General features: G+C 47.9%; 11 protein-coding genes. All 11 read right to left on the bottom strand.

Features of this window, described 5'->3' with window-relative positions; translation table 11 throughout:
• Nucleotides 1-27: 27 nt before the first annotated feature.
• Entirely contained in the window at nucleotides 28-804 is a 777-nt protein-coding gene (locus tag A4R26_RS01175) for a Rossmann-like and DUF2520 domain-containing protein (protein WP_081158831.1), read from the bottom strand.
• Between the two features lie 237 nt (nucleotides 805-1,041).
• The gene (locus A4R26_RS01170) at nucleotides 1,042-1,698 is read right to left on the bottom strand and encodes a protein-L-isoaspartate(D-aspartate) O-methyltransferase (RefSeq protein WP_081158828.1); all 657 of its coding nucleotides are present in this window, start codon (nucleotides 1,696-1,698) and stop codon (nucleotides 1,042-1,044) included.
• Between the two features lie 182 nt (nucleotides 1,699-1,880).
• Nucleotides 1,881-2,774 (bottom strand): aldo/keto reductase, encoded by an 894-nt coding sequence (locus tag A4R26_RS01165; RefSeq protein WP_081158826.1) that lies wholly within the window; start codon nucleotides 2,772-2,774, stop codon nucleotides 1,881-1,883.
• Between the two features lie 239 nt (nucleotides 2,775-3,013).
• Entirely contained in the window at nucleotides 3,014-4,225 is a 1,212-nt protein-coding gene (locus tag A4R26_RS01160; protein WP_081158823.1) for an MFS transporter, read from the bottom strand.
• Nucleotides 4,226-4,514: 289 nt separating this feature from the next.
• On the bottom strand, nucleotides 4,515-4,790 hold the full coding sequence (locus tag A4R26_RS01155; RefSeq protein WP_081158818.1) for a metalloregulator ArsR/SmtB family transcription factor: 276 nt from the start codon (nucleotides 4,788-4,790) through the stop codon (nucleotides 4,515-4,517).
• Between the two features lie 186 nt (nucleotides 4,791-4,976).
• The gene (locus A4R26_RS01150; RefSeq protein ID WP_207625654.1) at nucleotides 4,977-7,574 is read right to left on the bottom strand and encodes a DUF8189 domain-containing protein; all 2,598 of its coding nucleotides are present in this window, start codon (nucleotides 7,572-7,574) and stop codon (nucleotides 4,977-4,979) included.
• An 825-nt stretch (nucleotides 7,575-8,399) separates the two neighbouring features.
• The gene (locus A4R26_RS01140) at nucleotides 8,400-8,663 is read right to left on the bottom strand and encodes a hypothetical protein (protein WP_081158812.1); all 264 of its coding nucleotides are present in this window, start codon (nucleotides 8,661-8,663) and stop codon (nucleotides 8,400-8,402) included.
• Nucleotides 8,664-8,808: 145 nt separating this feature from the next.
• Nucleotides 8,809-9,093, bottom strand: a complete 285-nt coding sequence (locus A4R26_RS01135) for a hypothetical protein (RefSeq protein WP_081158809.1) — start codon at nucleotides 9,091-9,093, stop codon at nucleotides 8,809-8,811.
• Nucleotides 9,094-9,306: 213 nt separating this feature from the next.
• A complete protein-coding gene (locus A4R26_RS01130; protein WP_081158796.1) occupies nucleotides 9,307-11,109 on the bottom strand; it encodes a family 43 glycosylhydrolase in 1,803 nt (600 codons plus the stop codon).
• Between the two features lie 15 nt (nucleotides 11,110-11,124).
• Nucleotides 11,125-12,228, bottom strand: a complete 1,104-nt coding sequence (locus A4R26_RS01125; RefSeq protein WP_133054504.1) for a DUF5013 domain-containing protein — start codon at nucleotides 12,226-12,228, stop codon at nucleotides 11,125-11,127.
• 23 nt (nucleotides 12,229-12,251) lie between these two features.
• On the bottom strand, nucleotides 12,252-13,940 hold the full coding sequence (locus A4R26_RS01120; RefSeq protein ID WP_081158792.1) for a RagB/SusD family nutrient uptake outer membrane protein: 1,689 nt from the start codon (nucleotides 13,938-13,940) through the stop codon (nucleotides 12,252-12,254).
• Between the last annotated feature and the right edge of the window lie 10 nt (nucleotides 13,941-13,950).

The raw sequence follows: 13,950 nt of genomic DNA, 5'->3' as shown, positions 1-13,950 counted from the left end.
TTTAACTTTATCAACCTCATCAACTTTTCAACCCGCGCTTCGCGCGCCGTACATCTTTTTGATACTCTCCGTGAACATGGTATACATTACTTTCAATGAAGGATGGTCCTGTAACAGCGCGAGATGTTTTTGAATGGTGGCTTCATCGTTTCGAACGGCCGGTCCCGTTTGAATGGCAGCCGGTTCATAATCGTGCAACCTTTCTGCAACGGCCGTTATCAGCGGCAGCAGCATATTGAAGTCAACTTTCTCATGCAAACAATATGCTTTGGCCAGCGTATATAAATGATTGGTGAAATTGCTTACCATTACCGCGGCCACATGCAGTTTCAACCGTTGTTCATCACCGGCCTGTTCTACCTGGTGCGAAATGGTGTTTGCAAATTCGGTGATCAGCGCAAGATCATCCCCGGTATTACCATCAACGAGGAAAGGAATTTCGGGCAGTTCGTTCAGTTCGCTGCGCAGGCTTTGCAGCGGGTATAAGATCCCATAATTTTTGCTGGCGGCGCTGAGCACATCCTTGGATACGGCGCCGGCGGTATGAACAATGAGTTTGTTATTCAGCTGCAGTTCAGCCGCTACGGCCGCAACAGCATTATCGCTAACAGCCAGTACATACAGGTCGGCCGACTGATCGATATGCTTTAGATCCGTTGTCGATACGGCAGACAATGTATCGGCCAGGTCTTCTGCATGCAATGCATTTCTTCCACAAACCTGTACTATTTCATGTTCGGCGGCTAAAAACCTTTTACCTAAAATAGTGGCAACATTTCCTGTTCCTATAATTACTACTCTCAATGATTATTAGTTGAATACTTGGTTCTGAAATCCGTTACAACTTTCAGTTACCGGTTCCCGGTGCTCCGGCACCAACAATCGCACTGTCATTGACCTGGCGCTTCACAAACCGGTATCCGGTAACAGGCGCCCTGTCTATTGCCCTTTATCTATTCACTTCATTTTCATCATTCAGGACATTTCACCTTCGTTGTATTTTCATTAGCACATCAGCAAATTAGCACATTATCACATTGGTTACTGGTTCTTCCCTTCCAGCATTGGCACAAACGAAAAGTTATCGAACAATTCTTCTGTAACGCTGCCATCGGCCTGTTTGGTAAGGCGCAACATCCGTTGCACATTTCCCTCACCTACCGGTATCACCATTTTACCGCCTGTTTTCAACTGCTCGATCAGTTTAGGTGGAATATACGGCGCTGCTGCGGTAACAATCACTTTATCGAATGGCCCGTAGGTAGGCAGCCCTTCATAGCCATCGCCATAAAAATATTTAATATTGGGATATTTACCGCGAAGAATGAACTTACGGTGCTCTTCAAACAGCTTTTTCTGCCGTTCGATGGTATATACCTGCGCATTCATTTCGCCGAGAATAATTGCCTGATAGCCGCTGCCCGTACCAATCTCCAGCACCTTTTCGTAAGGTTTCACCTCCAGTAACTGGGTTTGATAAGCAACGGTATACGGTTGCGAAATGGTTTGGCCTTCTGCAATAGGAAAAGCCCGGTCTTCATAAGCAACCCTGTCTAATGCTGAATCGAGGAAGAAATGCCGCGGAACCTGTAAAATGGCGGTCAGTACCCGCTCATCAGTAATGCCTTTCTGTTTTAATAAGTCAACCAGTTGTTTCCGTAAACCTTTATGCCGGTAAGTATCATCAAACGTTCTCATTCGGCACAAAGATATGAAATGCCGAACGCTTAACGAAGAGAAAGCTGAACGCATAACGCTGAATGCTTAACGCAAGCTCCCGTAATGAGTGCTGACCGAATAAACTCAGCATGTTCGATATTCGAACACAAGCTTTCCGCGTTAAGTCTTAAGCGTTCAGCCTGTTGCGGGCTGCCAAATTGTTATAACTCTCCCCTTGAAGCAGCATATAATTCATACCAGTCCTGGTGATCGAGATCGATGGCGAATGCGTTGGCGATATGGCGGATGCGTTGCTGGTTGATGGTGCCTATCAGCGGCAGGGCCCCTAATTTCACCAGCCAGGCAACGGCAATGGATTCTATATCAGCATTGTATTTTTTGCCAATCGCTTCGAGCTTCGCCCTAACCTTTACAACCTGCGCATCGGTGCCATTGGCAATACGGCCCGCGGCCAGCGGCGATGATGCCAGCGGTCGCATATAGCGTTGTTTTATATAATCAACCTGGCCATTGTCAAGGGCCGAGGTGTTCAGCAGGTTCAGTTCAATATGATTGGTAACGATGGGCGTTTTCAGTAAAGAAGCCAGCAGCTGGTGCTGAAACACGGTGAAACCAACTACCCCAACGTTCTTCACTTTACCCGAATCCTTCAGGCGCTGCAGGGCAAGCGCGGTTTCTTCCACATTCGATAAAGGATCGAGGTTATTGAGCAGGAAAATATCGATATAATCGGTTCTCAGCTTCCGCAGGGAATTTTCAACACTTTTAAAGATATGCTCCTTTGAAGTATTATAATGTTTAACGCGAACATCGGGCAGGCTCTCGTGTGGCGTAACCAGTCCGCATTTGGAAAACAATACAATATCCTCGCGTTTGAACGACTTGCTGCTGATGAGTTTACCAAACAGTTCTTCACACTGATAATCGCCGTAAATATCGGCGTGGTCAAAGGTATTGATGCCCAGTTCAAGACAAAGGCTAACGATACTTTCCATCGTTTGGGCAGCATTCCCCGACACTTCATTCCATCTGTAAAATCCGTAAATGGCCGGAGATACTTTTGGGCCTGAATCACTGAGATAGATCTTTTGCATTCGGATTACTGTTTTTTACAAATCACAATTATCGGCATTAAATCGATACGATACAAGAACTATAAGTTATCGGAGCTTATTTCTCAAGAAAACGGGCAGACCCGTTTTACCAGATCCACCCGTTCTTTGTTCTTTTATTGTAATCAATTATTCATATACTACCACCAGCTTCGGACGCTTGCCGGGGTACGCTGTATTACGGCTCGATACAAAGATGCGGCTGTTGTAGTAAGACACCTTTACAGCTCCAAAACTGCTTCTTCAGGCACCAATACCGGCTCGTCAGCTTCCTGTTCCCGTTCTTTTTCGGTTACAGCCGATCGCCTGCCCACATATACGTATGTGAGCGCGAGGGCTACCAGCAATAACAAAATGCTTATCCAGATTACATGGTGAACGCCAAAACTTTTTATAACCAGTCCACCGAGGAAAGTCCCCAGCGATACCCCGGCATTTCCGAACGATACCATTAAACTTGCTGCCAGTTCTGGCGCTTCCGGCGCTTCGGAAGTAGAACGGGTTTGCCCTATTAAAAAACCGCCGGTATGTATAAAACCCCAAATGCCCACAATGGCCGTCATGGGAATAAATAAACCGCCAAACGTATAGGCGAGCAGGTGAATACCAACCAGCGATAATAAAAAGAACCGGGTGGTAAGCATTACGTTTTTACTAAGTGCAATACCGGTAACCCAGTTACCAGCAATACCGGTGGCGCCAAACAGCAACAGCATAATACTGATCTGTGTTCCGTCCATACTGCTGATCTTTCCCAGGTATTCTGCCAGAAAACTGTAAGTGGCGAAGATCCCCGCGATCATGATCATGGTGGCCACCAGGTTCACCCACATTTGCCCTTTTTTAAGAATTACGAGCTGACTTTTCACCGATTGTTTTTCCGTTACCGGCATCGAAGGCACAAAGGCCAGCAGCGCGGCAAACGCTATAAGGTTGATCACTCCCGATACATAAAATGAAGCCTGCCAGTTTATCAATTCTGAAATATACGTGGTGATGGGCACACCCAATACGGTGGCTACGCTTAACCCACCCAGTACAACCGATACCGCTTTAGGCGCATCCTTCGGTTCAACCTGTTTGGAAGCCGCTACCGTTGCTACCGCCCAGAATACGGGGTGCAGGAATGCCGGTAAAATACGCGCTATCATCAATACCGTAAAATTGGGCGATACGGCCGAAAGGATGTTCGATGCCACAAACGTCAGCAACACCAGGCACATCATCCATTTTCGGTTTATTTTAGAGGTTAGTAACACAGAGAATGGTCCCGTTAGTGCAATGGTCAATGCAAACCCGCTCAGCAACCAGCCGGCCGTATCGATCGATACGTTGAAATGTTTGGCTATGGCGGGCATAATTCCGATAATGCCAAATTCAGTAGTGATAATGCCAAATGCCCCCAGCGCCATGATGTAGATCGACTTCTTCATAAATTTAAATATTGAAATGTTTCGATATATTGGACAAAAAGAAGCTTAACGCTAAACGCTGAAGGCTTAACGCGTGTGTCTCAAATTCGAAGCTCACGTTCAGCGTTTAGTGTTCTGCATTTGATTCCGGCCTTAAGCCTTTTGCTTTCAGTGTTTAGTGTTCTGTTTTAGGATTTACCTTTGGAGTTTCTGTTTTGCCTGATACTTACGCCTTTAGTATTCAGCATGCTGCGTTCCGCGTTCAGGCTCGGCGTTCAGCTTTCAGCCTTCAGCCTTCAGCTTTTAGCCTTCAGCCTTTAAGGGCTTTCAGAAAGGCAATGTAATCGTCGAGAACCGTTTCATTCAGGGTATATTTCAGGTTGCGGCCTTCTTTTTCGGGCAGCAACAGATCGGCGTCTACCAGTTGTTTCAGGTGGTGCGATACAGATGGTTGCGCCAGATCGAGGCTATCGTGGATCTCGGCGCAGTACAGGCAGTCTTTTGTCTTTTTGAACTTCTCCAAAATCACGATCCTGTTGGGATCACTCAACGCACGGGAAATCTTTTCAAATTTTTTGCTGTCCATACCGGCTATTTTGCTTTGCCGGTACAAATATAAATAGATACATCGAAATGTTTCAATGTATTTTCGGATTTTTTTTTTCCGCTCCTTTATGTGCCGCGTTTTTGAAACGTGGCACACATAAAAAACAAAGGTGGGCCCTCATAAAAGGACCCACCTTATGGGTTTGCCTATGGAGTTTAACTACAACTAGAACTTGTTGATGATGCCACCCATATTCTCATAGCCGGTGAGTGATGGCCCCCATGAAGAACCATTCCACCATTTATGGAAGAGGGCCGAGTTGGTGCCGGTCACAAATACATCTAACCGGTTGCTGCCCCAGCTGGCAACCCTTGGCTGGCCAACGATGGTTCCGCCCATATTTTCATAACCCGTAAGCGATGGGCCCCAGGCCGAGCCGTTCCACCATTTATGGTACAGTGCCGAATTGGTGCCCACCACAAATACATCGAGCCGGTTGGCCCCCCACGATACCACTTCAGGTGAACCAACGATGGTTCCGCCCATATTTTCATAACCCGTAAGCGACGGGCCCCAGGCCGAGCCGTTCCACCATTTATGGTATAACGCCGAATTGGTGCCTACCACAAATACATCGAGGCGGTTGGGCTCCCATGATACCACTTTGGGCTGGCCAAGGATGGTACCGCCCAGGTTTTCCCAACCGGTAAGCGATGGTCCCCACGCCGAACCGTTCCACCATTTATGATATAAAGAGCTGTCGGTACCTACCACAAAGATGTCGATGCGGTTGGGTCCCCAGCAAACCACTTCGGGATTGCCAACGATCTTTCCACCAAGGTTCTCATAACCGGTGAGCGAAGGGCCCCAGGCCGAACCATTCCACCATTTATGATACAATGAACGATCGGTGCCTATTACGAATGCATCTAGGCGGTTGGGACCCCATGACACTATTTTGGGCTGGCCCTGAATTATTCCACCCATATTTTCGTAACCGGTGAGCGACGGCCCCCATGAAGCGCCGTTCCACCATTTATGATATAATGCGGAGTTGGCGCCTACCACAAACACATCGAGGCGGTTCGGTCCCCACGATACTACTTCGGGTGCGCTCATACATACGCCGCCCATATTTTCATAACCGGTGAGTGATGGCCCCCAAGAGGCGCCATTCCACCATTTATGATACAGGGCTGAATCGGTTCCCACCACAAACACATCGAGGCGGTTGGGGCCCCATGATACTACCGGCCCCGATGCCGATGGTGCAGCGGCAATGGATTCGAGAGCCAGTTTGGGCCTTATGATGCCGGCGCCGGAGTGCTGGTCGAAGCCGGCCGGACCGATATCCTTTGCTGTATTCTTCAAAACATTCTTTATCTGGTCTTGCGTCAATGAAGGTTTGGCCTGTTTCAACAGGGCCACACAACCGGCGGCAATTGGCGTTGCGGCAGATGTTCCGCTATCGCTGGTAAAGAAACCTGTAAAGTGCGTAACAGAGCAGAAATCGGGTTTTTGCGGGTCAAGCGCGGCCGGCCCCTGGCTGCTATAGCCTACAAACTGTTCATTCTTGTTTACCGCACCTACCGTCATAACCCTTGGGTGGCCGTTAGCGCCCCAGATGCTTTTACCCGGACCGTTATCGGTGCCGCAGCGGCCATCGGGACAGGAGCCGCCGCAGTTACCGGCGGCAAACAAAACGATAATGCCTTCGTTCAGTGCATCCACCACTTTACGGGTGAACGGGTGATTGGGATCTGTTGCATAAGCAGGGTCCCAGTTATCCTGGAAAATACCCCAGCTGTTGGTTAGTATTTGCGGGGTTCCGTTGGCTTTATGCTGATCGATGGCCCATTGAAAACCGGCGATGGCGTTTGAGATGGTAGCGCCAATATTGGGCGCATCTATCCTGATATCATAGATCTGCGCATTGGGCGCCATACCGAGCACATCGGTTGAGCACATGTTGCCATGCCAGCCCCAGTTGGCGCCGGTAGTGCCCCAGTTGGCAGTAGGCCAGCCGCCGATAACACGGGGTATTAACTTGTTAGGCCAGCCGGGATTGCTGGTATCGCCCGAGTTGATGGAGCGGCCCTGCGCGGTAATACCGCCATCCACTACCCCAACCACAATACCATCGCCTTTGAAACCCGATGCCCACATCTGGTTAACGCCAAGGTAATTGGCCACGTCGGCAATAGTTCCTTTTGGCGTTCCGGGCGCACAGTCGCAGGTGCCAATGGGACAGGTGCCGAGGCCTTCCATGGGCGTGATCTTTATTTTCTGTTCTTCTTCAACCATTATATCGGCATCGAACTGAAAGTGTTCAACTTTCGTATCGTTCCATACTTTTATAACATTCGGTTGCTGCTCCAGCTCGCCGATACGGGCAACAGGCACTGTACCGCGTACCAGTACAACCTGGTCATCCGATTCAGTTAATCCGTTTTGAAGGTTCGGACTACTGCTAACCGGTACCGGCTCATAATTATAGTCTAACTGAAACCCATAGGCCGTTAACCCGGCGCCCATCTGCAAACCAAAAGAGGCGTTCTTTGCAGAAGGTACGCGCACTTCAATAAGTACATTCCTCATTTCCCCCTCACTGTTTTCGCCTGAAGCGGCCATATCCGCCATAGGCATGGATGAAGCTTCGTCCTGTGGAGTTGGCCGAATGCCGGTGTCTCCCATACCTGAAGCGCTGCCCATGTTACCGGTTGGCTGCTTTTCAATAGTTTCACCAGGCATTTTGCCCATGCTATGCTCTTCCTGTTGCGGAGACATGGCGCCCAGTGGCATCTGATGTTTCTCTTTTCTCATAAAAAGGAAATTTTAAAGGTTCTGAAAATGAAAAAGATGATGGAGTGCTGCTAAGTGATTTCCATAACAGGTACTGTCAGTTAGTTTGCTGACAACGATCAGTATTTGCATCGTGAAACGGGAAATCCCGATAACTCGGTACAGGCTGTGAAATACTAAAACTTTAAGACTAAAAATTAATCCGTAAGAGTAATAATTACACTCGGCCAACGAATTGATCCAATTATGCACAAGCTTGTGACTGCCTGTTATCCAGTAAGTAATTCGATTTATCGATCCGGTATTAACTGCTATTAAATCAGGCCGTTCAAATGTGAGTTGTAAAGAAGCTGATAGAGATATATCCCGGGCTCGTATTAAATAACTGCAACGAATGTAAGTAATATATTATTTATCAGCAATAGATTATTTTGTTACAGGTGCATATAACGCAGACTTAACAGTGGGCGCTTGTTGTTGATCATACGCAATTGGCAAACGTGAAACGGCAAACGTGAATCGTGAAATTCTAAAACCTCAAGGTTAATAAACAAATGCAAGCATCCTATTGCTTTGGGCTTTCAGCGGTTTTACTCCCCCTTTTAACGGGTTGGGCGGTAAAGAATAGAGCCACCGCTGTAATTACAGGATGGCTCATACTCCCCTCCGGGTTAACTGGTTCGAAGCGCAGGATCCTGCCTGGCCCAAACCAGTGGCAGAAATGTTCCCTCTTCCCGGAAAACCCATGGGCTGAAGCAGAAAAGTTAACCGTGTCACGGTTCATTTGCGATGCCACGGAAACTCCCGGCTTCATTTTGACAAGCCGTGGCACGGTTAGTCTCTCTGTCACTTTATCTTTCTATCCTTCAGGTATTGTGTAAACACGATGTGTGTTATTTTATCATAAGCGACATCAAAAAGCGAACTGATACTAACGATCTCCTGCACAGTAAGATCATCAACTTCCGTAACCAGGCGGGTCATTCGAGGATTATTGGTATGAAGATGTTTGCCTAATAAACTCTTTGGAATGTAATTGAAGATCTCCTTAAATTCGGTTATGTGTCCGGTTTCGATCATGAACTTGATACTTTCATATCGTTTATCCATACTCATTTTTCAAAGAAAAAAAGAAATAGTGATTAAATCACAAAAAACACCATTTCGTACTTTTTTTGTTTCATGAGAACAGATAATTGTTCATTTTGTATCTTTTTTGTTTAGATTGAATTAGTAAAGCCGCTTACAGAAAATGTTACCGCGCTCCTTTCTTACCACTCCTGTTACGCCGGTGTTCATCCTGCAGGGCCATGTTCACCAGCACTTTTGTTTCTATGCCAATGGCCCGCGCTATCTTCGACAGTTCTATCAACTTGAATTCAAGCGGGTCGTTTATAAGCCGGGTAAAGCGGTTGTTGTTGGTCCTTAATTCATGACTCACTACTGACTTGGGTATATAATCGAAGATCTGGGCAATCGTTGTAATCTCTCCTTTCTCGATAAAAATACGGGCAATATTATAGCGATTATCTTTGATCATGTCACCAAAGAAAATAATATTGTTTCATACTAAAGCAGAATAGTACAAAGCGTATGAAGAAAGTTACGCTCTATCCTTTTTTGTTTTTGTTCCGTACTTTTTCAGGACATGCTAATATTCTCAAATTGAAATGCATATGTGTGCCGGCATGACAAAAAAAAAGCCCCGTATAAAAATACAGGGCGTACTGCTAATATATAATAATAGTAACGCTCATTTTTTCTGGTACACCCGCACATAATCAATCTCAAACAACGAAGGGAAAGTGGTGGCAGCCGGGTCGCCGCCGTTCTGCCCGCCAATGGCCAGGTTCAGCAACATATAATGCGGTTGTTTGAACGGGTTAAAGCCGCTGCCGTCTTTATTGGCCAGTACATCAAGCATCACCTTGTTCAACAGGGTGCCATCCACATACAGGGCAATGTATTCCTTCGTCCAGTCCATACGCCATACATGAAATTGATCGGCCCAGGCCGCACCGCCCAATGAATCTATTGAGAAGGTATTGCTGAACCACTCGGGCCGCCGGTTATTGCCAAGGCAGGCGATATTGGCCAGCAGCTTACCGCGGTAATATTCCATGATATCTATTTCACCGTTGCCGGGCCAGGGTTTGTCAACACCCAGCGTCCACCACGCAGGCCAGATGCCGTTGCGGATATCGATGCGCGCGCGCAATTCAAAACGGCCGTATAACCAGGAAGCTTTGCCTTCCGTTAACAAACACGAAGAAGTGTAATTAATAGAAGGGCGGTTCCTGCGCCAGTCTTTATGACCAGCAGTATAATTGGGATTGGCTTTTTCTTCGCGGCGTGCCTCTATTACAAGCCGGCCATTTTTACAAACCGCATTCCCGGGCTGGTACCATTGCAATTCTTCATTGCGCACAAAACCGGCTTCATACCGCCAGCGGCCTGAATCGGGCCGGCCTGCTGTGTTGAACTCATCGGCCCATACCAGCTGGTAACCTTCCTTTTCATAAGGATTGCTTTTTGCAAACAGGTTCAGGTCCCAGCTATGCTGGTATTCAACCACCGGTTGTTCGTCCCTGATATGCAGCGGTAACCATAAGTAACGGCTATCGCGCAGATCGCGGGGATTCCATTTGTCGGCCATAAAGATGAAGGCATCTTTTTTACCGGCTATGGGTTGAATGTAGGTCGACTGGGCGCCGAACGTGCTATCGGCGCCGGAGCCGGCCATGGGGTTATGGTTCATCAGCGTCCAGGGGCCTGTTAATGATGTTGCGGTATGTATGGTTGCTTTATTGGGCGCCCAGCCGGTGCAGCCGCTGGTTATTAAATAATACTTTCCGTTATATTTGAATAATGCCGGCGCTTCGCGGTGCGCACTGAACAGCAATTTGTCTTCGGTGGTAGGTTGCAAATAATCATCGGTGAGCCGCGCTATGCGCAGATCATAGTTTTCGCGCGAAGAATACATATGCCAGGCCGAACCGTCATCATCGACAAACAGCGTCATATCGCGCGACATATTTCCATTGGGGCGAAAGCTGCCGATAAACTTATACGGGCCGGTAACCTTATCGCTCACGGCTACTCCGGCGCGGGCGGCGCTGTACCCTTTACCTTTCATTTCAAGATGAAACCACATTACATATTTGCGGGTACGCGCATTGTAGATCACCTTGGGCCGCTCCATTACACAACCGGGTACAATATCACTTTGGGCATTATTGCTATCGGTTGCCAGGGCCAGCGCTTCGTACTTCCAGTTATACAGGTCCTGGGAGGAATACACATTCACCCCATTTGTTCCCTGTTGGCCACGGCGTTCTCCAAACCAGTAATAGGTGTTCCCGCTATACAATAAACCGCCGCCATGGGCATTGATGAGCTCTCCCCTGTTGTCGTACCATTGCTGGCCGGGGTTGAACGCGTTGTACCGGTTTTTAATCTTTTTGTTTGCCTGCGTTTGGCCCGAACAAATAGAACTGCCAACGAGAAGCAGGAGAAACTGAAACACGATCTTCACTGTAAAACCTTTCTTGTGCATTGCTTTGTTTTTGTGCTATAAATGTTTCGGGTAATTGAACAGGGTTACCTTGGTTGATTTGATACCCTGCTGGTCCTGTACATAGTTTACCACAACGCCTACTGTAACCTTGCCCGGCGCGCCTAACTCAAAGTACACTAACGGTTGCGGTTGTGCTATTTGTTTATACATGACGGTGGTATTGCCAACGATCTGGCTGTAATCGGGTATGGTATCGAGGCCGGGCGCCACTACTACATAAGCGGCATCTTTTGTGCCCTGCCATTTCCAGGCGCCGCCCGAAGGGTCAAAAGCATAAGTGCCTGCGGGCAGATTGATGGTCTGATATAATTTTCCATTGGAAATAAGCGGTGAGCCCCAGCCCGATTCCAGGTCCATAGTGGCCCCATCGCCATCTAAGGAAAAGCCGCCGACACCGCCATGGCTAAGCGCTGCCGGATTGGCTTTCCAGTCTTTCAGCGTGCCCCAGCGGCTGCCATTCATTGCCGATGCAATGAACGGACTGCCCGGGTTTAGGATATAAGTGTTGGTTATGTTAACAGCAGGGCCAATTACCAGTGCATCCACATTTATGATAACTATGGTGGTGCTTAGTGCGCCATTCAGTTCGTACCGGTCCGGGTTGGCCAGTTGTACCGCCAGCAACAGGAACTTTCCAACATACTGATCGAGCTTTAGCTGGGCAATATCAACCGATAAATTAAAAGTACCCGACAAGGACCCTTCTGCCACTTCTAAACTTGAAGGAAGCGAATACATGGAAGCAGGCATCAATTTATATACTGCGGCATCGAACACATTGGTTGATAACAGTTGTTGTATGGTATCGTTATTCACTTTTATGTCAACCCTAAAGCTTTCATTGCCTGTGCCTGAAACCGCAGCCCCCAGGATGATGTTCAGTTTCTTTTCCTTGGCATCTACCGTATAATTATAGGTAGAAGAGTCGGTACCCGAAGGAACGGGATAATTGTTGGAAGTACCGCCCGATTTAAAGATGGCCTGCGGCATAAAGATCTTTTGAAAGCCATATTCTTTTTCAGAGGCTGCTTTTTCGCAGGAGATGGTTGCCACTCCTGTGATCACTACAGCAAGCAATAGTTGTATGATGCGTTTCATAATTTGTTTTTTTTGTGAGTCTGTTACCAACCGGTATTTTGATCAAGCACACCATTTGATTTTATTATTTCCGATTGCGGAAAGGGATAATAATACATTTTGGAAGCGTCGAACACCCTGTTCTCCACATTGAATGGCGTATACACAAACTGACCTGAACCATTCTTTGTTACCGTTACCCCAGTAACGGGTTGATTCAATGCGGCAGCGGCATCCTTCCAGCGCAGCAGGTCCCAGTAGCGGTAATTCTCAAATGCCAGTTCAACCCTTCGCTCCTGTTTCACCGCCTGCCTGAACCCCGGCACATCGGCAGTAGTTACAGCGGGCATGGCCACGCCGGTGCGGTTCCTTACCATATTCAATGCCTCGCGTGCAGTGTAGGCATAGCCATTGTTATCATCAGGGCCATACGCTTCATTCATGGCTTCTGCATACTCAAGCAATACTTCGCCATAACGGAATACCGGCCAGTGATGCACCTGCGTACCCCCCTGCACCAGATTCAACCCGTCGTTCAGGAATTTTTTCAGATAATAGCCGGTACGGCTGGTATTTGTTTTCTTCATATCGTCGACGCCGCCGGGGCTTTCATCGATGGTACGGGCATTCCAGGTACTGTTATTCGTTACAATGGTCATAGCCATCCGGGGGTCGAGGTTGGCATAGGGATTGACCGGGTCGGGTGTGCCCTTGTATTCATAGGCCTGCACCAGGTTATGGCTGGGCGTTATACCGCTGGCGCCGCCGGCTGTACCAATAGGATAATTGCTGCGTTCGAGCCAGTTGCCTGCGGTGTACCTGATAGCCCAGATGGTTTCACTGCTGGTGAGTGTATTGTTCTGTAAAAAATAATTGCGGTAGTCGGCATGCAGATTGTACGCGCCGGCGCCCTGCCCAAACACGATTACATCATTCAATGCAGCGGCGGCCTTTTGCCATTTGGTTACGTCATTACCGGCATTGTGGAGCGGACTGGCAGCAAACAACAAGGCTCTTGCTTTCAGGGCAAGGGCCGCTCCCCTGTTCAGCCGGCCGTCGTTACTGGTGAAGGAAGATGTTTTCCAGTTTGGCTGCAGGCTGTTCTTATAAGCGTCAACCTCACTAACTATAAAGTTGATGATCTCATCATAGGATGCACGCGGTATATTGGTATTATCGGTTACAGACAGGGTTTGGGTTACCAGCGGCACCCCGCCATAACGTTTCGATAACTCGAAATAATACCAGGCGCGCAGGATATGCGCTTCGGCCACATACCAGCCCATGTTCAGCGTATCGTTGGTATAGTTGATCTTTCCCGATGCGCTAACCGTATCGCGGTTAAGGGCAAGAAAAGAGCGGTAATTACCCGAACGTTCAATAAAGTAATTAGCCGCCCGTATACCTGCATAGTAATTCCCGTAATATGAATCGGGATTATTATAAGGGCTCCAGCTCCCGTTGTTAAAAAGCCGTACGTTGCCCGAGGGGGCGGTTTGTACCGCTTCATCAGACACCGGCGCAAACAGGTTGCTGTCGAGCAGCGTGAATTCATTGCGTAAATAAATGTAAGGCGCGTTGGCCAGGTTTATAAGGGAACTATAATTGGCGTCGATCATCTCCGGCGTGATCTGCGTATCTACTTTCGTGTCGAGGAAGTTCTTTTCACAACCTGTTAAAACGGTTGCCACCAGAACTGTCTTTATTATGGTATGTATTCTTTGTAAGTTCATGTAACACGTT

The sequence above is a fragment of the Niastella populi genome, from assembly GCF_002078015.1.
In the GTDB taxonomy this organism is placed as follows: domain Bacteria; phylum Bacteroidota; class Bacteroidia; order Chitinophagales; family Chitinophagaceae; genus Niastella; species Niastella populi.
Note: the sequence above shows the minus strand (reverse complement) of the source record. Positions and strands in the feature narration are given on the sequence as shown.